A 22,176-nucleotide genomic window follows, 5' to 3' on the forward strand; every position below is an offset into this window, starting at 1 on the left:
GAGTCGCTATGAGCAGTTTGAAACTTCGTTTGAAGGAAGACCAAAAGGCCGCTATGCGTGCCAAAGCAAAAAGTCTTCTAGCAGTGATCCGTCAAATCAACGCTGCGATAAAGCAGATTGAAATCGATCAGCGCATTGAGCTGGACGATGTTGGCGTGGTTACCGTACTGAATAAAATGGTTAAGCAACGTCGCGATTCCATTACTCAGTACGAAGCTGCAGAACGTCAGGAATTAGCTGATCAGGAAAAGCTGGAGTTGGATGTGATCGCTACATACCTACCTCAGCCACTGAGCCCTGCCGAGATTGAAGCCGTTATAGAGGAGGTGGTCACCAAAACTGGCGCCAACTCGATGCAAGATATGGGCAAGGTCATGGGCCAGATAAAAGCTAAAGTTGAAGGTCGCGCAGATATGGGTGACGTCAGCAAGCTGATTAAGGCCAGACTTTCCAACTGATTCAGCAAACTGCTCATTAAGTTTGTTAAAAGCCGATATCCCAGGGTATCGGCTTTTTTAGTTCTACTGAAAATGTCTGACATGCTTGCGCCCAGCGATTTCACAGCACACTATATTTCAAATGATTTCACAGCGGCTGAATTTCAAATGATTTCACTATCAGCTAATCGCTAGTGATTTCACAGCAGCTTATTTGGTGTACTTGATTGTCTAAGTGCACTTGTCTCAATCGATTGTTCATCCTTCGAGGATCGCGGTGGCAGGCCGAATTCCACAAAGCTTTATTGACGACTTGTTAGCAAGAACCGACCTGGTTGAGCTGATTCGTTCGCGTGTCCGGTTAAAAAAAGCCGGCAAAAACTATTCAGGCCTATGCCCTTTCCACGACGAAAAATCTCCTTCTTTCTCGGTGATCCAAGACAAGCAGTTTTACTATTGCTTTGGCTGCGGCGCTTCTGGCAACGCAGTGAGCTTCTTAATGGACTACGAGCGACTGGAGTTTGTTGATGCGATTGAAGATCTAGCGCATCAAAGCGGCCTTGAAGTCCCTCGTGAAGAAGGCAGCCAGCAACATGATCAAGGGCACCAGCCGTTATATAACGCATTGGAGCTCAGTAAGCGTTTTTACCAAGCGCAGCTGTCTCGCCATGACGAAGGTAAGCGTGGCATTGAATATTTAAAGCAGCGCGGTCTGAGTGGCGAAATTGCCCGGGATTTTGCACTGGGCTATTCATTGGAAGGCTGGGACAATCTGATTAAGGCGATCAAACCCCACAGTTCGATCCAACAGATGGAGCAGGCCGGGCTGGTGATTAACAAAGAAGGCACCGACCGTTTCTATGATCGATTCCGTGGCCGGATTATGTTTCCCATTCGTAATCACCGCGGACGAGTGATCGCTTTTGGTGGTCGCATTCTCGGCGATGGCAAACCGAAATACCTCAACTCACCCGAGACACCTGTATTTCAAAAAGGCAACGAGCTTTACGGGCTTTACGAAGCTAAAAAAGCCAATCGAAGCCTAGAAGAACTGCTGATTGTTGAAGGTTATATGGACGTGGTCGCCCTGTTTCAACTGGGCATTCCTCGCGCCGTAGCGACCTTGGGCACTGCCTGCACTCGTGATCATGCTAAAAAGCTATTCCGTGCAGTTAATCGGTTGGTATTTTGCTTTGATGGTGACGATGCCGGTCGAAATGCCGCATGGCGAGCACTGGAAAATATTCTGCCTGAGTTACACGATGGCCGACAGGCACACTTTATGTTCCTCGATCAGGGTGAAGACCCAGATACCTTGGTGCGTAAAATTGGCAAGGAAGCGTTTGAGCAGGAAATTAAACAATCCCGCTCACTGGTTGATTACTTGTTTGAAGCGCTATCGCAGCAAACCGATATCAACAGCATGGATGGCCGAGCACGCTTAAGTGAACTGGCCAAACCGTTAATTGCCAAAGTGCCTGGACAGGTGCTCAAGCAATTGATGCTGGAAAAATTATCACAAATGGTGGGCATCACCACTGAAAAACTAGAACGTGCGATTCAGCAAAAACCAGCCGATTTAGGATATGGCAAACGCGGCGGCAGTCAATACGACCAATACGGTTCATCGAAGTCAGCTATACCAACCCGTTCACAAAACGCGGACTATCCAGACCACTATTTCGAGGTACCTCCAGCAACGGATGATTATCCCGGGCAAGCCTTTGATCCAAGCGTTCCAGCTGCCTCGGTAAAGATTCCGCGCGGTGCAATTCGTAGCGCATTGCAAAGTTTGCTTCAAAAACCGGAGCTTGCATTACAGCTGACAGATACTAAGTTTCTGGAGTTACTACTGCAGCATCCTGGTTGTCAATTGCTCGATGAACTGATCCAGCAATTCCACAACCAACCCGCTATTAGCCTGCCTAGCCTGATCGAACAATGGCGCGGCAGATCTGAAGCACCCTTATTGATGCAGCTAAGCGCGCGCAGTCCATTGCTACCTGAGAATGACCCCTCGGTCGAATTCCGAGATGCCATTCAGCAATTACATCAGCAGGCATTGGACGCCCAAACTGAGCAATTATTGCAACTCTCTCGTAGTCGCCCTTTACAAGACAATGAGCGGATTTTGCTTAAGCAGCTTTTGGAAAATCGTGCTAGCAGGGGTTGAAATCTACAAAATCAACCCTACATAGCGTCAGTTATCGCCTGTTTCTGCTGGGCCGGACACCGAATCAGAGCCATTGTGAGCCATTTGGGAAGTTCCGGATCTGCCCTTCCAGGCCTGGTTTCCACCATTGCTAAAGGCGTAGCGTTAAAAGGGTTTTTTCTGTAAAATATCCGCCCTTTCGCCGATCGTCAGCAGCTAGATTCAAACAGAGGCCACATGAATCAATCAGACCAGCAATCACAGCTTAAGCTCCTGATTGCCAAGGGCAAAGAACAAGGCTACCTCACATATGCTGAGGTGAACGACCATTTGCCACCAGATATCGTTGATTCTGATCAGATCGAAGACATCATCAGTATGATCAACGACATGGGCATAAAGGTTTATGAAACCGCCCCTGACGTTGACGACCTGTTGATGGCTGACTCGACTGGCACAGATGACGCTGCCGCTGAAGAAGCCGCCGCCGCACTGGCTGCCGTAGAATCAGACGTCTCCCGCACCACCGACCCAGTTCGCATGTACATGCGTGAAATGGGTACAGTGGAGCTGCTGACGCGTGAAGGCGAGATCAAAATTGCCCGTCGTATCGAAGAAGGTACCCAGCAAGTTTTGGCCGCCCTGGCAAACCATCCTAAGACCATCAAGCTTTTGCTCGATACTTGGGACATGGTTATGGTCGAAGAAGCCAAAATCGAAGACGTGATTGCCGGCTTTGTCGACACCGACGAAGATCAGTCAATGCGTCCACCAGCGCAGATTGCAGAAGAAGCCGCCGCTAAGAATCGGGAAAAAGCTGAAGCTGCACAAAATGGTGATGATTCAGACGATGATGACGGCCCAACAGGTATCGACCCTGTAATGGCTGCTGGTCGTTTTGCTGAATTAAAAGAATTGTATGAAGTTGCTGTCGCTTCAGACACCGCAAATGGTCGAGTACACCCAGATACGCAAAGCGCTTACCGCGAGCTATCTGAATGTTTCGTACATTTCCGTCTGGTGCCTAAGCAGTTCGATCGTCTGGCAAGCAACATTCGCAATGTTCTGGACCAGATTCGTAGCCATGAACGCCAGATAATGAAAATCTGCGTTAACCGCGGTCGGATTCCTCGCAAGCAGTTTGTTAAAACCTTCCCAGGCAAAGAAACTGATGCCAGCTGGATTGAAGACGAAATCAATTCTGGCCAACCATACGCGACTACCCTGGAAGACGTAAGAGACGACGTTACTCGTTTACAGCGCAAGCTGAGAATGCTCGAGCAAGATAGCCAGTTAACTGTCCGCGACTTGAAAGAAATCAACCGTGGTATGTCGATTGGTGAAGCGAAAGCACGTCGCGCCAAGAAAGAAATGGTTGAAGCTAACTTACGTCTGGTTATCTCGATCGCCAAGAAGTACACCAACCGTGGTTTGCAGTTCCTTGACTTGATCCAGGAAGGCAATATCGGCTTGATGAAAGCGGTCGACAAGTTTGAATACCGTCGTGGTTACAAGTTCTCGACTTATGCTACCTGGTGGATCCGTCAGGCGATCACTCGCTCGATTGCCGACCAGGCACGTACTATCCGTATTCCGGTACACATGATCGAGACCATCAACAAGCTGAACCGTATCTCGCGGCAAATGCTGCAAGAAATGGGGCGCGAGCCGACTCCAGAAGAGTTGGGCATACGAATGGAAATGCCTGAGGACAAGATCCGCAAGGTATTGAAAATCGCTAAAGAGCCTATCTCAATGGAAACGCCAATTGGTGATGATGAAGACTCCCACTTGGGTGACTTTATCGAAGACACTAATATGGAATCGCCAGTGGAATCTGCAACCAATACCGGTTTGCGTGATGCCACCACCGATATCCTGGCGGGTCTAACTGCTCGTGAAGCTAAGGTATTGCGGATGCGTTTCGGCATCGACATGAATACAGACCACACACTGGAAGAAGTCGGCAAACAGTTCGACGTAACCCGTGAACGTATTCGTCAGATCGAAGCAAAAGCACTACGTAAATTGCGTCATCCAAGTCGTTCCGACCAGCTGCGCAGCTTCCTTGATATCGACTGATTGAAAAACCTGCGGCGGGAGTGTTATGATTCCCGCCGCTGTTTTAGCGCTCCCGCGCTAGAATAGTTCTGCTACATTGAAAACAGTTTTAGCGCGCTCGCGCTGGAATCTTAGACGGCCCCTTAGCTCAGTTGGTTAGAGCACTCGACTCATAATCGATTGGTCCGCAGTTCGAGTCTGCGAGGGGCCACCATTTTAAACCCGTTCTATCTTCCGCTGTTGTTCTTGCCTCTGCAGCAGACTTCTTTTTTTCTCTCTCGATTCTTAATAGCTTCGTTTTTAAATAATTTCTGCTTACAAAACCAGCAATTAAAACATTTCTAAGCTACACCAACTCCCCCCAAGCTTTAATCAACACCTCTGCGGCCTTTTCGATTTCCTGCTCGCTAGTGTTCCAACCGGTAGAAATACGCACTGCGCCGGCAGCACGTTGGTTATCCAGGTTCATTGCACCTAATACGCCGCTGGGTTTGTCGGAGCTGGCATGACAGGCGGAACCAACCGATGCCAGTATCTGCCCTTCAGTAGCATTGAGTAGTTGCTGGCCGATCACACCGGGGAAAGACACATTCAATGTATTGGGCAACCGCAGTTCAGGGTGACCATTTAGCCGCAAGCCTGGAATGGCTTTGAGTAATAGCTGGTTCAACTGATCAGTACGTTGCTGCAAAGTATTTTCAGTTTGTGCCAATCGATAAACTGCAAGGTCAGCCGCGACACCCATGCCGATAATTGCTGGAGTATTTTCAGTACCTGGCCGTAAACCTGCTTCGTGCCCGGCACCATGCAAAACATTGTTTATTTTGAGCCCTTGGCGGACATATAACGCACCGATCCCTTTACTGGCATAAAACTTATGCCCAGCCAATGTCAGCAGGTCAACGCCCAGTTTATTCACATCAGCCGGAATCTTTCCTACTGCCTGCGCGGCATCGGTATGCAGTAAAATATTTTTATCTTTTTTCTTAAGACCTTGAGCAATTTCTGCAATCGGTTGAATGGTGCCGACTTCATTATTGGCCAACATAATGGAGACCAGTACGGTATTTGGCCGCACTTCTTTCAATAAATTTTCAACTGAAACCAAACCATATTGATCAACCGGAATAATGCTGAGCTGCCAACCTCGTGACTCAAGATATTTGGCAGGCTGCATAATGGCCGGGTGTTCAATTGCGCTAATAATCAAATGCTGGGGCTCGGTAAAAGTACTGGCAATACCTAGCAGAGCCAGATTATTCGCCTCGGTAGCACAGCCGGTAAAGTGTAATTCACTGGCATTGCAACCAATTAAAGTACCAATTGAAGCTCTGGCTGCTGAAATAGCTCTCGCAGCATCTAGCCCATCAGAATAGGGCGATGATGGATTGGCGTAGCGATGTTTCAACGCGTCGGTCATTGCGCTAACCACTTCATCTGCAACGGGTGTAGTCGCGTTATAATCCAGATAAATAGACTGCTGATTTTTCATTGTTCAACCTGTATGCGGATAAATATTAGATAATTACTAACGATGATTAAAAATCATATTCAGAAAATTCAAAAAGAGCTCGCTAGCAAACACTATTTAACAAATAGAAAACTTAATAAAACAAACTTACTCAACAACCACCGACTAAAGCCGGTGGGTTCGTTGTACGGACTGGAAGTCCGGACACGGGGCTAAGACCCGTTACTAGGAGCCCAGGCAGCTTGCCTGCAAAGTGCAAAGGTACACCATTGACATAAATGCTCTTGCATTTAAATGCAGGCGGGCCGCCTGCGCTCCCAGCTACACCCTATTGAAAAAAATCGACACCATATCTTTAATATTTAAAAAATTCATAGCTAAAACCGGTGATTTTAACTTTTTATCTGGAGAATAAAAAACTCAACTTGCAACTTCAGGTTTTGCTTGCAAATCATCAATTAGTTTGACAAGTGAAGCCAAAACCCCGCCCTGTTTCTGTTGGTCATATACCACACATAAGTCTGCCGGTATTTTTTCTTTTAAAGGAATAAACACTACCTGTTTCCAAGGCTGAGAACTAAAACATTGTGGCACAATCGAAATTGCCTGACCTGCAGAGACAAATGCCATCATAGTTTGTGGTTCGACCGCTTTATACCTCACTCGCGGCCTGAAGCCCTGCTTGAGACATTTTTGATGAATCAGCTCCGCCGTACCTGAACGGTGATGATCAAACTGCACCATATCCAGATCCTTTAACTGGCTAAGCGATAATTCTGATTCATTAGCCAAAACATGGTTCGCTGGCACAGCGGCACACAAAAAATCTTTGAAGGCGATTTTTGCCTGAAAAGGCAACATTTTATGGACATCACCTGAACGACTAAATCCAATGTCGATGCTTCTGTCGATCAAAGCCTTTCTTTGCTCGTTAGGCGCTAATTCAACAAAATTGATTAACAGCGTCGGATACTGCTTTCGAAACTGCCCCAGTAGCTCAAATAATCTGTGCCATAGGGCTGAGCTGACAATACCGATATTCAGCGTTTGCTGTTCACTTTTTCCTGCCTGAATTACTCGATCCAATGCCTGACTCATTTGCTCCAACATCTGCCCGGCTTCAACTTTCATTAGCCGACCCGCTTCAGTCAGAGTAATTCGGTTGTTGTGCCGATTGAACAACGGGAATTCTAGCGCTTGCTCCAGATCTTTAATCTGGCCACTGAGCGCTGATTTGGAAATATTCAACGACTCCGCAGCCCGCCCTAGGTGCTCATAGCTGGCCGCCGCTTCAAAATACCGCAGCATTTTGAAACTAATCCGCCCACTGGTTAGCAAATGGTTCATCCAACACCTCCTGTAGATCCTGTAAAACTTGTTCGGATTTTCCGAACGGTCGAGCTGAATAAACCGATATCGGCCACCACCAATCCTACCTATAGTGGCTCGGGTACCCCATTATTATTTGGATCTTTCAATGACCCTCGATGAGCCAAAGCGAGCTTTACAAATCATCCGCAGTTATCGCCCTGACTTTAACCCAAGATGCGGCATGATACTCGGCTCAGGCCTTGGCGTAATTGCAGACCAGCTCACCGAGAAAACCGAAATTCCTTATTCAGAGCTGGCTGGTTTTCCACAAAGTAATATCCGGGGCCATAGTGGTGAACTGGTGCTAGGCAAACTAAATGGCATTGAAGTGGTTTGCATGAAAGGCCGCGGGCATTTCTATGAAGGCAAAGGCATGAAAGTCATGACTCCAGCGGTTCGTACTATGAAATTGCTGGGTTGCGAGATGTTATTTGTTACCAATGCTGCTGGCTCATTAAGCCCGGAACGAATTGATGTCGGCTCTCTGGTGATGCTGGAAGATCACATTAACACCATGCCGGAAACGCCGATGGTTGGCCCTAACGACGACGAATATGGCGAGCGCTTTTTCAGCTTGGCCAATGCCTATGACGCTGACTTAAGAAGTGAGCTGGCCTCAATTGCTAAGGCAGAAAATATTCATTTAAATCGTGGCGTTTTTGTTTCCTATCCAGGCCCGTGTTTTGAAACCGCAGCAGAAATTCGCATGATGCAAATGATTGGCGGCAATGTAGTGGGCATGTCGGTGGTTCCAGAAGTAATTTCAGCAGCCCATTGCGGGCTACCTGTTTTGGCTGTTTCAGCAATCACTAATATGGCTGAAGGCCTTGGCAAAACCAAATTGTCACACCAGCAAACATTGGGATGCGCCAAACTGGCCGAAAAAGATTTCATTAAACTGATTCATGCTTTTGTTACCCGGCATTTTCAGTAATTGAATAGACCATTTTAAAAGATAAAATCACGACGGGTGATTTTTCTCTCGCTGCAAGCCTTTGGGCTAAAACGCAAGCGCTGTCAAAGTTAAGGATTAACTTTTGGCAGCGCTTTTTTTATTTTAAAAACATCAACCACCGTCGGCGGCCAAGCTTTCATTTACTCGAATATTGGCAGAAAACCCTAACCCTCGGCCAATCTCATGCAACGCAACTTGATAAAAACTAATAGTACCCTTGGGTATTTTTTCATCTAGCCCGTAATACCAAACAACATCAGATAAACAATTTTTAGTACCCAGCATTAAATTAAATGAAACCATAATTTCAGGCGCCTCTGAAATTTGCCGCCCGCTTAGTTCATTTGCTAGCGCTATTGGATAAAACGTTTCCTTCAAAGGTGCTTGTTCAAAGTTACGATATTCTGACCATGGACCTGCATGGGCTAAAATCCCCTGTTTACTGCTACAAGCAGTTTTATCAAACTTAACAAATACACCCAGCCCTTGCTGCACATGCAAATAACGCTTCCAGGTCTCTAATGCGGTTGCAACTGCATTTAGCCGCTGTGCGCCGAGTGTTATTTCCAAGTTACCGCCCACTGGCGCTACCGGAGTTAAATCGCGAAAGCCGGTACCTTTAGCATCACTTGAATAAAACCAGCTGTTTAAAGAAATTTCTTGATGAATTTTCATCGAATTTTCCGCCTGAAGCAATGGCGAAATAAAAATAGTTAAAAAGCTAGCTAATATTAAAGACTTCATGGCTTGAAATACCTGATGTAATTAAATCAGTTCAAGCATCCATGCAGAACACTGGTGTGTTGAGTCGGTGTGTTTAGGCTTAATTTTAAAACTTTGGCGGCTGAGTATATTCATCCATTTGGTAGCGACCAGAAGCATCTACGGTTAATACTTGAACACTCACTGCATGATCTTTAGTCACCACTAATTCACTACCATCTGAAAACTGATATCGGGTATAGCGCTTATCGGTACCAAAAACCCTCAGCATATCTAAATAGACTTCTGGTTCAAGCTCAGAGCGCTCACCTGCTTCTGGGAATTGATAAAACTGTTGGTCAAGATCGAGATAAGACACAGCTAAGTTCTCATCTAAAAACAAAGAACCATCTAGGGAATGTAAGCCAGGATAATTAGAAGGTGTTTCAGGAGATAAGCTAAGACTTGGCGGCGCAGTAAGTAATGATTTTAACATTGGCTGCTCAGCTGCAGCACTAATTAAACTAGCCGCAATGCTTGGCTGACTGCTGCTGGCAGTTTGATCCGTTTTAAATTGATTAGATTCGGCATAACGCTGGGCGAGACCATGCACAGGCAAGTAAAGAAGAATAAAAAAAACTAATAATAAAGCAACTGTCCCTGTCACAATGAAACGTGACACATTAAACATTTAAAATTCTCATGCATTTTGCTATCGATTGCGACTAGTTAAAGTTAAGCACAAGCTGAGATATTTTTTTTCTGATCCGATACTCAATACGCCCGATTATCTGATAATTTCTTTCAGCATATTAAATTCGACTAGCATCGAAACTAATCAATTTTCTTAAATCTGCTTCATCCGTCACCAGCATCAACAAGCGATCAACACCTAAAGCAATACCAGAACAATCGGGAAGACCCGCCTCTACAGCCGCCAATAGCTTTTCATCTATTGGCACCATCGGCAAACCAAGCTCACTGCGTTTTACTAAATCTTGCTCGGCCCGACTTCTTTGCTCAATTGCATCGGTCAGCTCATGGTAGGCATTAGCCAGCTCAACCCCTTTGCAATAAACCTCAAAGCGACTAGCTACGCCATTTTCTACCTTGGCCAGAGCAGACTGACTTGGCGGAAAACCATAAACAATCAATGGCCGGTCATGGCCCAGTTTTGGCTCGATGACACAGCCCATTAATAGCTGCAGCCAACCATCAACATCTAAATCATCCGGCCCTTGCATGCCAGTCACTAACGCCGCCCGCTGTAGTTGTTGAGTTGTTGCCGTTAACGGATCGATTGAAAGCTGGTCGATAAACAGCTGTTGATAACTCACTCGTTCAGCTGACTGACAATTCAATGTCAATTGCAACAACTGGTCGGTTTCATCCATCAATTGCACCAAACTAAAATCAGGCCGATACCACTCCAGCATGGTGAATTCATGATTATGCTTTCGCCCAGATTCATCATCACGAAATGCTTTACAGATTTGATAAATAGCACCACTGCCTGCCGCTAACAGGCGTTTCATGGCGTATTCAGGTGAAGTTTGCAGCCACATTACATCGGGCGCAGCCGCTAACCGATGATTTTTAACCGACAACGCTTGCAACCAAGGGTCAGTCACCGGCGCACCCATTAATAGCGGCGTCTCTACTTCCATCACTTCACGCTGGGCAAAAAAACCACGGATCTGCCCCAGTAGCTTTGCTCTTGCTTTCAAATAGTTAACCGATATGCCTGGCTGCCAATCCATTTTCTTCTCAAAACTAAAACTGTCACTGCGAGTGATTATATCGCAATTTACTTATTTGGCCGTAGCTGTCTCGGCGGGATAACTCTGTTATATATGAGCGCAGATTTTTTACTGAGCTAAACCTGAGATGAGCAAAACCCAAGCCTCTGCCATGCCGCAAACAGATAGCCACGCCAAAGCAGATTTGGTGTTATTGCTAGTCACTTTACTGGCGGCAGCTGGCTGGATTTTCTCCAAGGAAGCACTCAACGGTTTAGCACCGCTGCTGTTTATTGGCATTCGCTTTTCATCGGCGGGGCTTTTGTTATTGGTTGGCAATGGCCGCCAGTTATTTTCTAAATTAAATAAAACGCAATTTAAAAAATCATTGGCCACAGCTTTTGTAATGGCGGGTGCATTACTGTGCTGGATTCATGGATTAGATCAAGGCAAGCATATGGCGACGGGGGCGTTTATCACCAGCCTCGGCATTTTATTAGTGCCCCTTTTATCTTGGGCCATTTTTTCTAACAAAATCCCAAGGGCCACTTGGATTTCAATACCCGTCGCAATCAGCGGCTTAGCGTTATTATCTTTACAGTCAGGTATTTCTGCAGACCCTGGCCAGTTGTGGTATTTAGCTGCCGCTATTTTATTCGCACTGCACTTTACCTTAATCAGCCATTTAGCTAGCGGAATATCTGCCAGTGTTTTAACTGGCATCCAGCTGCTAGTGGTTGGAATAAGTGCCATTAGCGTGTCGGCATTTATTGAGCCATGGCCAATATCGATTGAGAATGAAATTGTCGGTTGGTTATTGGCGAGTATTTTGCTAGCAACTAGCCTGCGTTTTACCTTGCAGACTTATGGACAAAGTCTGGCACCAGCGAGCCATGCAGCATTAATTATGATTTTAGAGCCAGTTTGGACCGCCTTAGCGGCGGCCTTCTGGTTTTCTGAAACCATGACATGGTCACAGTTTTTCGGCTGTACACTTATATTTAGCGCTTTGATTGTTAGTCGCTGGCATTGGGTTGCTCGATTATTGCAATCACTCAACCGGCTTCGCTCTATCAACTAACGCAATCAATTAAAAAGCTAAATAAAAAATTACGCAGCCATTTTTTTCATATCTTTTTCGAACAGCGTTGCATCATTGGCGACACACTCTGGCACCATTACTTCTGAAATATTCATATCCAGAGCACAAGCTGCAGGCTCGACAATATCAATCACTTTTCTGGCGGCCATTCTGCTACGCACGGTTAAAAATAATACCGAACCCGCCAAAGCCAAAGTCACCAGATTAGCCAAAATCATTGGCATGTTATTCAGCATAATTCCATAGCTAAACCACATAGCCACACCTAAAGTAAAGATGGAGTACATGCCTAAAGAAATGCCATCAACATTACCGGTTTTCAAAATCTGCAGAACTTGAGGAATAAAAGCTGCAGTGGTGCAAAAAGCTGCACCTAGGCCAATCAAGGTGATCATATCCATTTTTGTTTTTCCAATAGCATGCCACAGCCAGCGGGCGCGAAATTTAATTTCTACACCAGGCCAATGGTCTTTAATTTAAAAATATAAGGAGTCATACAGAATAAGTACCGGACTCTGAAGTTCCGGCCTTGGTTCGGCGCAAATTATAATGATAGCGTCAAGCAATGGCAATAATTAATGCAACTTTATTTCAATCTACAGCCGCATAACTACACACAACCATATAAAAGTTAAAAGTGGTCAGTCCTAACATACTATTTCATGACATTTGTTAAAAAACATCCCAAAATTATCGTTTTGATATCGAGCCTGATAATTCATTATCAATCTATTTTTAATGGTTCGACCGGATCGCTTTAATTATTTTTCGAAGATCATTTTTAAAAATCGATAAACTATAAAATCCATAAAAAACGCCCCGTAAAATTTACGAGGCGTTTTCACTAAAGTCGATCAACTCATCAGGTTTTTGATGGTCTGATTAAGATCTAGTCTTTAGCGCGAGATACATATTCACCGCAACGAGTGTCTACTTTTAATTGCTCACCAATTTGAATAAACAAAGGCACTCGAATCACAGCGCCAGTACTCATAGTTGCTGGCTTACCACCACCACCTGAAGTATCGCCTTTCAGGCCCGGGTCAGTATCGGTAACTTCCAGAACGACGAAGTTAGGTGGCGTGATCAGGATTGGCGTACCATTCCACAAGGTCACTTCACAAGTGTCTTCTTCTTTCAGCCACTTGATGTTATCGCCTACTGCTGCTTCGTCTGCCTGATATTGTTCAAATGTTTCTGGCGTCATAAAGTGCCAGAACTCACCATCGCTGTACAAATATTGCATATCTGTTTCAATGACATCGGCAGCTTCTACCGATTCACCAGATTTAAACGTACGCTCTACCACACGGCCAGTTTTCAGGTTACGAATTTTAACCCGGCTGAATGCTTGTCCTTTGCCTGGCTTAACGAATTCATTCTCGATGATGCTGCAAGGATCTCCGTCGATCATGATCTTCAAGCCACCACGGAATTCGCTAGTGCTATAGTTCGCCATTATTGTTACCCGTCAGTTGTTTTACGGCGGCGCCTGCTGAAAATGCAGCTCCAGCTGCCCGCAATTAATCAAAAGGACTTATGATACCTCGAAGTCACTCAAGTTTGCAGGCCACCTGGCAGCAACAGCTCAAGCAATCTGCAATCAGCGCATCGGAATTGGTTGAACGGCTACAACTACCCGTTGAAATGATCGGCCAACTAGAAAAAGCCTCCAGCGGCTTTCCATTGCGTGTTCCAGATAATTTCCTACAGAGAATTCAGCCCGGCAATCTCTCTGATCCACTATTAAAGCAGGTGTTACCGGATCTTGCTGAACTTGAGCATTTTCCCGGTTTCAGCAATGACCCACTAGATGAACAACACCAATCGACGCCATCTGGGTTGCTTCACAAGTATCCGTCACGAGTTCTATTGGTGGTCACTGGTGCTTGCCCAGTGCATTGCCGCTATTGCTTCCGTCGCCACTTCCCTTATCAACAACAGCAAATGGGTAAGCAGGGCATCGAGAAATGCCTTAAATATATTGAGCAGCATCCTGAAATTAATGAAGTTATTTTAAGCGGCGGTGATCCACTGTCAGCTCCCGACCGTCTATTGAGCGACATTTCATCGCGATTGGATCAAATTCCACACTTAAAACGCTTACGAATTCACAGCCGTTTTCCTGTGATGATTCCAGATAGAATCAACGACTCATTACTGCAATGGATTGGCCATAGCCGATTAAAACCCGTGATGGTTTTACACATTAATCATGCCAATGAAATCAATCAGGACCTGACAGATGCTTGCGAAAGATTAAAGCGCGCAGGGGTTTTATTACTTAATCAGACTGTTTTATTAAAAGGGGTTAATGATTCTAGTGAGCAGTTATGCCAATTAAGTGAAACTTTATTTAATGTATCGGTACAACCCTATTACTTGCACCTTCTAGATAAAGTTGCCGGCGCGGGACACTTTGAAGTATCGCAAACCAATGCAATAAATCTTATGCATCAACTACTTGAAAAGCTGCCAGGGTTTCTGGTACCAAAGTTGGTGCGCGAGGTAGCAGGGGTCACTTCCAAACTACCCATAGATCTCAACTTATAACCTCAGCCTTAAAAGTATTGAATCTGCGCCAAGAGGATCAGGGGCTGTTCCCTTTCGCTTTCATTGGGTTAGAATCAGCTAATTCTAAGAGACAAAGGGAACGTCCAGTGAGCAATGCATCAGGCACCGTCGGGGTTACACTGCCACCGCAGCAGCCCAGTAGCAGTTCAACACCGGATATAAAACCGGCAGCCATGAACGCCTGGCTAGATTCCCTACCACTGGCGAATACCGGACAGAGCGCAAAGGCAATTTATGAATTTTTAACTCAAACCAATCGCACCATTTTTGATCCAGCGAAACGTTTTGCTGCATTAGAATTATTGCGCGAAAAGTTGAATGGTATTTGCGGGAGCTTGCAACAGCATTACATTGGCCAGCCAATTGTCCTTAATGAAAAGAAACGCAAAATTGCCGCCTTGGCTGCAGCGCTGCTTCAGGAAATGACCTTAGGTTATAAGTCGGTAATTGAGGCAACCTTAAAAACCGGTGGACGGTTCAATGTTCAGCAGCTGGCCACCGCAACTGAACGTGCACTCGATTATTCCCGCTTGCTATTGCTACATCACTTCAAGCTTTATTCCTCAGCCCCTAAGTTGGTATGGTTAGAAATCCACCGCATTTACAGCTTTGCTCGGGCAAACGGATTACACACCCGTCAGATTGAGGGCTTGAAAGGCACAGATACCATCAATGAAATTTATCTGAAAGCACTATTAATGGGTGCCGCGAATACGTTTCAAATGCGCCAAACCGACATTAGTCGCCTAAGCCACGAGCTTTCAGAATGGTCTAAATTTGCCAAAATTCAGGAAAATATTTCTGATGAAACATTATTTCTGATTGATTGCGCCGAGGATCAAGGCCCGGTTTATCGGCATATGATTTCTACAGAAAGCGAGCCTTTCCAATTGCTAGCTCTGGACACTACGGAGCTGGTTGCTTATCTACAGGATGTCCTCAGAAAACCGGAAGTAGCATCTAATGCTACCAATCGCAGCACTCAATTATTATTACGCCATTTAATTCGCTGCTGGGGTAGCACATCTACCCGCTCCTTTAGCCGAACCCAATCAGATGGCATGTTACAAATTTGTGTTGGCCTAGCCTCTTCCCACTTTTTCATGAGCGGCGAAGATCAGCAACCTGAAATCTCTGAAAAACCCGAGACGGTTAAAGGCGGCAAGGTAAAAATTGAAAGCTGGAAAACCTCTAGTTTATCCAATGTCACCATTGAAGGTTATGAACCACATGCTAACGATATTTATGCCCAGGCGAGTAAAAATCGTTTTATAAAAGAAGAAAAGAAAGAAGCCACCAGCGCTGATATTTGGGATGCGGTGTCTCACCGTAGTTCTAAAGAAGTGTCCGAGCTTCATTTAACTGCGCTAGATACGCCGGTAAAAGAACAAGCTGCGCCAACCGCCAATTTCCAATCTATTCGTAGTGCTTATAACCAGCAGAAAGGTCGTTTAAAGAACCTCTCTCCTGGTGGATTCTGCCTACAACTGGAAGGCACCGTACCTCGCCAACTTCAAGCGGGCGAACTGGTGGTGATGCAGAACGAAAAAGAAGAGCAGTCAGAGCAATGGAATATTGGTGCAATTCGCTGGGTTCGAAGAAACGGACAATTGTCTGTTGAATTTGGTGTTCAACTTCTTGCACCTGCAGCGCAAACCGTCAAACTCAGCCTGCCTAAAAAAGATCACAGAGAAAGTCTGAGAGGCTTGCTTTTACCTGAACTGGCAGCAGTAAGACAACCTGCAACCTTGTTAACTCCATCACTTCCTTACAAGGTCAACGACATTATTGAAGTTGATACCGAAGAAGGTGTGGTAACTGCGCGTTTGACACGGTTAGTCTCCTGCACAACCAGCTACAATCAATTCGAGTTTAATCAGCTGGATCAACTCAATTCAACCAGCGCATCTTCAGCTGGTAATGATGCAGATACAGACTCCGATGAGTTTGCTTCGGTATGGACGTTGATCTAGTGCAATTGGTCTAAGGAGTACCGGCGAAGGATGCCGAGAAGTAACCTGGAAACACTTTACCTATTATTGCTGGACGACAACTCGCAAAGGTCACAGTCAGTAATCCGCCTCCTTCGAGAGGCGGGTTTTGGTATTCGTAGTGAACGAATCGATAACCTTTCCGGATTAGAAAAGTCGTTACAAGGCAGCCAATGGGATGTTTGTATTGCATCTGAAAATCTAGAGCACCTCGCTCAAGAACAGGCAATACAGACTATTTTTAGCTATCAATCCGATGTAGCAATACTGTGGCTAACTGATAATCAGCCAGACTTACCCCTGCTCGCTCAACAGCTAGAGCAAGGCATCAGTGACTGCATCTCTTTACAACAATCAGAGCATTTAAAACAAGTTGTTCGCCGCGAGTTTGAAAACCTTCGTGTCAGACGCCTCTGCCAAACAGAACATGTCCGAGCCAATGAAGCTGAAGCCAGATGTGAACAACTTCTCAGCAATTCTTCTTTAGCAATTTCCTATTTAACCGATGGGATGCATATTCACGCCAATAATACTTACTGCGAACTATTTGGCATTGAAGATATTGAAGAACTGACCTGTTTGCCAGTAATGGATTTAGTTGCTCGCGAAGACCAGAAAAGATTAGCGGAACATTTGCGCCACCCGGATCAACAGCTGCAAGTTTCAGAAACCTTTATGATGCACTCGGCAGATGGCAGTCGTAATTTTCTCAGTGAAATTACTTTTTCAAGTAGTGTTTTTGAAAGTGAATCTTGCATTCAATTGCAATTACAAACCGGCAATTCTAGTTTAATATCCCACGATTTATTAGATGATGGCCGTTGCCAACATAAAAATAATTTTCTGGAAAAACTTGAAACACTATTAGAAAGAAACCCAACAGGTTGGATTGTATTAACCAGCCCAGATCAAATTGAAGATGTCAGAGAAAAATATGGCGAATTAGCAGCAGACCATCAATTGCACGCGCTGCAAAATTTATTAGATCAAGAATTACCACATGAATATGAATTTTGTCGATTAAATGATGGTCATTTAATTGTTCTTATTCCTAACGAAAATAGGGAATCTGTTACAGAGCTTTTCTGTAAATTATATGAAAAGGCTGATGAGCTACTGATAGATACCGGCGATACAACGCTAACCGTAAATGCACATTTTGGCATGGTTTCTTTAAGTAGCGCCAAAAATGTCGTGGAATTAACTAAGCATGCAGGGCAAGCATTAAAGTTATCGATTGAAAAGAAAACACCAATAGAAATTCTCGCACACAAACCTATCGCTTCTGATAATAACGATGTAGACCCTGCAATGGTTCAAATGATTTTTGATGCCATGACTAATCAGGATATGTTCCTCAATTATCAACCCATCGTAAGCTTACATGGCACACCTGCCGAAACTTACGAAGCGTATTTACGATTAAAAAATCCAGAAGGCGACATGGTGTCTCCCGGCAATTTTTTTCCCACCGCAATCAAGGCGGGTATTTGCGATCAGCTTGATTTGTGGATATTAGAAAAACTGTGCCACCAGCTGAAAAAAGAGCAAGATAAAGGCCGTCAAATACGATTGTTTATGATTGTCAGTGGCCAGTCATACAACTCACCAGTACTAGCTGAAAAAGCCCAACAGCTTACCAATACATTGGAAATTCCGCCGCGAAGTCTGGTATTCCAATTTAATGAAGAAGAAGTTGCTAAGCAGCTTTCCAAAGCCAGAACGCTTAACTTGCAACTCAGGCAGTATGGTTTCAAAACCGCTTTAAACCATTTTGGTTTGTCAGAAGATCCTAAAGCAATTCTGAAACATATGGATGTCGATTTCGTTAAATTCCACGGCGAATTTACTCGCCAGCTTGGTGATGAAAAAGGCAGCAAGGATCGATTCCGTTCGTTGCTTGATCAAGTTCATTCATCTGAATGTGCGTCGGTAATTCCACAGGTTGAAGATGCCAGTACCTTAGCACAGCTATGGCAGTACGGAGTCAACTACATACAGGGTTACTACCTGCAGCCACCGCACCAACAACTCGATTATGACTTCGACGAAAACTAATAACAAATCGCCAGCAATGCTGGCAGCCTCGGCAAGCTAAGCCATACTTAAGCCAGTATTGTTGCTGGTTTAAGTTATGACCTCTTTTATTTCAAGTTACCGATTCCCTCGCCTTATTTTTATTACGCTAATTTGCAGCAGTTTAATGCTGATTGGCTTGGTGATTATGGGACTGCCTGTTGCCGACTTAAGCTACAACGCTAGGCTTTTATTAATCTCATTAATTTCTGTTTGCAGTGCAACTTGCGGACTATTGCTGTGGCTATTGCATGATGCAAGACAAAATGTCGACCAACAAAGCCTTCAGCTGCAACCTGCCGACCTTGACCAGTTGTGCCAGTCATTCAGTCGAATGGGCCAAGGGCTGCTGCCCCAGAAGGATGTCGCCGAAACCCTGCAAAAAATTCTTCCTGACCCGCTGTACAGTGAAGCAATGCGCGCCTTCTCACCGCTGGACTTTAACTGCCATACATCTTTCGGCAGTATTTTATATATTCAAATTTATCCCAACCAAGGCTCAAGCCGATTACAGCAACAATTAAAACATGCGGCAAAGCTCTATGATGGCAGTATGAATGTTCACAATAATGGCGGGGCTGTTATTTCTTTTGGATTAATTCAAGCAGATGATTACCATGCCAAACACGCATTAAGTTGCGCATTATTAATTCGTGAACTACAAATCCAAAGCGCTCAAGCTAGCCAATGCATTCAAATGTCTCTACACAGTGGCCATGTGTTAGTTGGTACACTCACTTCAGAAGCCAGCGCACATTTTTCACTGGCCGGTGATGAATTAAAATATGCAGGACGTTTATGTCGGGCGACTCGCGGCGGAGAAATTCTAATTAGTCAAATATTATTAGACAACCTTTCAAAAGAGATAGCGCTAAGCCTGCAATCTCAAGGCTATTACCCAACGTTACCCAACAATTACATTCCCGTTAAAAGCTACAGCTTGCTGTCAGCGAATCAAACACTACAAGATTTAATCCACCGACAGAGTAATCACCTGCTAACTCAAGAAATCGTTTAGCAACTTAAATCAATATCGGAAATATAGCCTTTTTTCAACTTGGATTAATGTGAAATAATCATTTCTTCGGTTTGTTTGGCTAACATGCATTTTTTCGACCAATGAGCAGAAAAGCCCGCGCTTATGGTTCATGTGTAAATAATTACGTTTGTTTATCTATCAATGTTTTTTCTACGATAGCATTCACTATTTCTTGATACATTTAAATATACCAAGGTTCATAAAATATAATAAACATCCTGTTTCCCGAAGCACCGAACATTGTACCACATGTAGGTTTTATAATCCTTCGGCGCAATCAGACAGCTTTGGAGCGTATCGTTAGATGTTTGATTTCGCTACATGACTCACACGAAAGTAGGAAATTCCGAAATATATAGAACACTTTCGGCCTCATCAAATCTACAAGGCCTGAGATAATTTTAAATTTCCGAGTTTCTAAATCAACGACTAATTAATCCTTACTTACGACAAGACAACTTTATTAATGAAGTTAGTTTATATATATTTTTGCAATAATTATTCTTTGTAGGATCAATTGACCTAAATCCAAAACCCTTCGCACATTCTCTATTTAATACATTATCATCAACAAACACTACGTCACTAGTAGTAATGAGATTTGATTCACCAGAAACTTTAAACAAAACATTATATAAAAGCATAAATGATTTCATTGCTCTTGCCTTAGCATTAGCAAAATTTTCAGCTGTCAATTTACTTTTATCTTCTGCATATAAATCTAGCAACATACGTCTATTCACAACATTAGCTCGAGAAAATAGATATTCAATTTCCGGATCGCCGAAACCAAACATCAATTCTAATATCATACAAGTTTGGCTCTGGAGATATTCACCAGCAGTTATTATAAAAAAGATCGCATCACCTTTACGAATAGATTCTGCTAAGGCTAAAAACAACATTCCATGCTCTTTACGATACAAAGCTATCCAATATCTCAGATTGGAATCATCTTGCTGGGAAGGTGACAACATCCGAATGCGTTCATCTACATTTTCAGCCTGGACTTCTGTCAAACGACTCAACCGATGCTCGCAACAAATCAATGTCTCATCTAAATCGAAAACCACAAACCACATACGGCATTCCTTTACCCTATAATTCTCATAATATTAGAAGCTCACAACTGTTTCCGTTAACCTGACTGCGCCACTTTACTTAAGCAATGCTTTTTATGCCCCAACAACCTTGCTCCATATTATCCCCTGTGCAGCGCTATCAAGCGGCGACTGCCCAGGCTGGCTTTGCATCTGACCCAGCACAACAGCAGACTCTAATAGCGCTTCAGACCTGTTATCAACAGCTTGAACAAAACAACAGCGCTTCTCTTTTAGCACGGTGGCGCAAACCGCAACTGGCTTGCCAGCCTTTATATATTTGGGGACCAGTGGGTCGTGGCAAAACTTGGCTGATGGATTGCTTTTATCAATCTGTTTCAGCAGCTGAAAACAAGCAAACAGACCATAAAACCGCGCCTCGCCGATCGGTTCGATTACATTATTATCGTTTTATGAAATCGATTCACGCACAGCTAAAAACGCTACAAGGAAAACCTGATCCTTTAAAATATTTAGCAAAATCATTCTCGAAAAAACACCAGCTGCTTTGCTTAGATGAATTTTTTGTTTCAGACATTGCCGACGCGATGATTTTAGGTCGGCTGTTAGATTACTTTTTTCAGTTTGGCGTAACCATTATATGTACTTCCAATGTCAAACCAGAATTGCTTTATCGAAATGGATTGCAAAGAGAACGGTTCCTGCCGGCAATTGAATTAATTCAATCCGAAATGAACGTGCTTTATCTTGATGGTGCAATTGACCACCGAGTGAATAAACTGCCGGAAGCACTTTCATTAAGCACTCAATATTCTAGCTACTTTCTGAGTGTTCAACAGCCATTAATGCAACGACAGTTTTTTAATTTCCATGCATCGGAAATTGATAAAGGCACCATACAATACCAACAAACGATTCAAATTGAAGGCAGAAGCATTAGCGCTGAAATAATCACCCCACATGCGATTTGGTTTGATTTTATGGCACTATGTAGCGGCCCCAGAAGTCAAAATGACTATATTGCACTCGCAGAAAAATTTAAGATTATCTACATTAGCGGCATTCCGGTTTTAGGCGGAGAATTACGTGAAAAGAAAGTCGCTCGGGGCACCGAAGATGCAATTGACATGATTGCCAAAGTAGCTGACCGTCCTTTTATAGCCGCCAGAATGGATGACGAAGCAAGAAGGTTGATTAGCCTAGTCGATGAGCTTTACGACCAAAATATTCAACTGGTGATTAGTGCTGAAGTCGCTTTAGAACGGCTCTACTGTTCAGGCGGTTTAGAATTTGAATTCCAACGAACCCATAGCCGTCTGATAGAAATGCAGTCCGAGCAATATCAGCGAAAAACAGCTAGTAACCCAGTTTTGCTTGGGGTTTTATGAAAATTTTATTATTACCCAATCACGATAATCGCACTTGCCATGTGGAACTTCACTTAG

At 44.3% G+C, this 22,176-nt stretch carries 18 protein-coding genes and 1 tRNA gene; 11 read left to right on the top strand and 8 right to left on the bottom strand.

All coding sequences use genetic code 11. The features are described from left to right. The first annotated feature begins 8 nt into the window (after positions 1-8). The 4 genes from DC094_RS17395 to DC094_RS17410 all read left to right on the top strand — a co-directional run bounded on the left by DC094_RS17395 (position 9) and on the right by DC094_RS17410 (position 4,864). A complete protein-coding gene (locus tag DC094_RS17395) occupies positions 9-458 on the top strand; it encodes a GatB/YqeY domain-containing protein (protein ID WP_116688405.1) in 450 nt (149 codons plus the stop codon). A gap of 256 nt (positions 459-714) precedes the next feature. Further along, positions 715-2,610, top strand: a complete 1,896-nt coding sequence (gene dnaG, locus DC094_RS17400) for a DNA primase (protein WP_158527375.1) — start codon at positions 715-717, stop codon at positions 2,608-2,610. 168 nt (positions 2,611-2,778) lie between these two features. Continuing rightward, positions 2,779-4,671: an RNA polymerase sigma factor RpoD gene (rpoD, locus tag DC094_RS17405; RefSeq protein ID WP_255420946.1), complete on the top strand. Its 1,893-nt coding sequence runs from the start codon at positions 2,779-2,781 to the stop codon at positions 4,669-4,671. A gap of 116 nt (positions 4,672-4,787) precedes the next feature. Then, positions 4,788-4,864, top strand: a tRNA-Ile gene (locus DC094_RS17410). A 132-nt stretch (positions 4,865-4,996) separates the two neighbouring features. Here the strand turns inward: DC094_RS17410 and DC094_RS17415 are convergent. Continuing rightward, on the bottom strand, positions 4,997-6,142 hold the full coding sequence (locus DC094_RS17415) for a cysteine desulfurase family protein (RefSeq protein WP_116688408.1): 1,146 nt from the start codon (positions 6,140-6,142) through the stop codon (positions 4,997-4,999). A 399-nt stretch (positions 6,143-6,541) separates the two neighbouring features. Next, the gene (locus tag DC094_RS17420; RefSeq protein WP_116688409.1) at positions 6,542-7,468 is read right to left on the bottom strand and encodes a LysR substrate-binding domain-containing protein; all 927 of its coding nucleotides are present in this window, start codon (positions 7,466-7,468) and stop codon (positions 6,542-6,544) included. 130 nt (positions 7,469-7,598) lie between these two features. Here DC094_RS17420 and xapA point away from each other — a divergent pair, with 130 nt between their 5' ends. Further along, a complete protein-coding gene (gene xapA / locus DC094_RS17425) occupies positions 7,599-8,426 on the top strand; it encodes a xanthosine phosphorylase (RefSeq protein WP_116688410.1) in 828 nt (275 codons plus the stop codon). 132 nt (positions 8,427-8,558) lie between these two features. On the opposite strand, the gene DC094_RS17430 is transcribed toward xapA, so the two are convergent. From DC094_RS17430 to epmA, 3 genes are all read right to left on the bottom strand, one after another. Then, positions 8,559-9,191: a hypothetical protein gene (locus DC094_RS17430; protein WP_116688411.1), complete on the bottom strand. Its 633-nt coding sequence runs from the start codon at positions 9,189-9,191 to the stop codon at positions 8,559-8,561. Positions 9,192-9,276: 85 nt separating this feature from the next. After that, entirely contained in the window at positions 9,277-9,840 is a 564-nt protein-coding gene (locus tag DC094_RS17435) for a hypothetical protein (protein WP_116688412.1), read from the bottom strand. A 121-nt stretch (positions 9,841-9,961) separates the two neighbouring features. Beyond that, the gene (gene epmA, locus DC094_RS17440; protein ID WP_116688413.1) at positions 9,962-10,909 is read right to left on the bottom strand and encodes an elongation factor P--(R)-beta-lysine ligase; all 948 of its coding nucleotides are present in this window, start codon (positions 10,907-10,909) and stop codon (positions 9,962-9,964) included. A 127-nt stretch (positions 10,910-11,036) separates the two neighbouring features. Here epmA and DC094_RS17445 point away from each other — a divergent pair, with 127 nt between their 5' ends. Further along, positions 11,037-11,969, top strand: coding sequence for a DMT family transporter (locus DC094_RS17445; RefSeq protein WP_241504086.1), 933 nt, complete (start codon positions 11,037-11,039; stop codon positions 11,967-11,969). A 29-nt stretch (positions 11,970-11,998) separates the two neighbouring features. Here DC094_RS17445 and DC094_RS17450 read toward each other — a convergent pair whose 3' ends face one another. Both DC094_RS17450 and efp read right to left on the bottom strand, forming a co-directional pair. Next, positions 11,999-12,391 (bottom strand): SemiSWEET transporter, encoded by a 393-nt coding sequence (locus DC094_RS17450; RefSeq protein ID WP_116688414.1) that lies wholly within the window; start codon positions 12,389-12,391, stop codon positions 11,999-12,001. 488 nt (positions 12,392-12,879) lie between these two features. After that, positions 12,880-13,449, bottom strand: coding sequence for an elongation factor P (gene efp / locus DC094_RS17455; RefSeq protein ID WP_116688415.1), 570 nt, complete (start codon positions 13,447-13,449; stop codon positions 12,880-12,882). Between the two features lie 80 nt (positions 13,450-13,529). On the opposite strand from efp, the gene epmB reads away from it, so the two are divergent. The 4 genes from epmB to DC094_RS17475 all read left to right on the top strand — a co-directional run bounded on the left by epmB (position 13,530) and on the right by DC094_RS17475 (position 19,649). Next, positions 13,530-14,543 carry an EF-P beta-lysylation protein EpmB gene (gene epmB, locus DC094_RS17460; protein WP_116688416.1) on the top strand — a complete coding sequence of 338 codons (1,014 nt, stop codon included), beginning with the start codon at positions 13,530-13,532 and terminating at the stop codon, positions 14,541-14,543. A gap of 107 nt (positions 14,544-14,650) precedes the next feature. Next, positions 14,651-16,537: a cyclic-di-GMP receptor FimW-related protein gene (locus DC094_RS17465; RefSeq protein ID WP_133245607.1), complete on the top strand. Its 1,887-nt coding sequence runs from the start codon at positions 14,651-14,653 to the stop codon at positions 16,535-16,537. A 30-nt stretch (positions 16,538-16,567) separates the two neighbouring features. After that, the gene (locus tag DC094_RS17470) at positions 16,568-18,613 is read left to right on the top strand and encodes an EAL domain-containing protein (RefSeq protein WP_116688418.1); all 2,046 of its coding nucleotides are present in this window, start codon (positions 16,568-16,570) and stop codon (positions 18,611-18,613) included. A gap of 76 nt (positions 18,614-18,689) precedes the next feature. Continuing rightward, positions 18,690-19,649, top strand: a complete 960-nt coding sequence (locus DC094_RS17475) for an adenylate/guanylate cyclase domain-containing protein (protein WP_116688419.1) — start codon at positions 18,690-18,692, stop codon at positions 19,647-19,649. A 461-nt stretch (positions 19,650-20,110) separates the two neighbouring features. Here DC094_RS17475 and DC094_RS17480 read toward each other — a convergent pair whose 3' ends face one another. Beyond that, entirely contained in the window at positions 20,111-20,752 is a 642-nt protein-coding gene (locus tag DC094_RS17480) for a hypothetical protein (protein WP_116688420.1), read from the bottom strand. A gap of 95 nt (positions 20,753-20,847) precedes the next feature. Here DC094_RS17480 and zapE point away from each other — a divergent pair, with 95 nt between their 5' ends. Next, a complete protein-coding gene (zapE, locus tag DC094_RS17485) occupies positions 20,848-22,119 on the top strand; it encodes a cell division protein ZapE (RefSeq protein ID WP_158527376.1) in 1,272 nt (423 codons plus the stop codon). The last annotated feature ends 57 nt before the right edge of the window (positions 22,120-22,176 follow it).

The organism is Pelagibaculum spongiae, assembly GCF_003097315.1.
Classification (GTDB): Bacteria; Pseudomonadota; Gammaproteobacteria; order Enterobacterales; family Pelagibaculaceae; genus Pelagibaculum; species Pelagibaculum spongiae.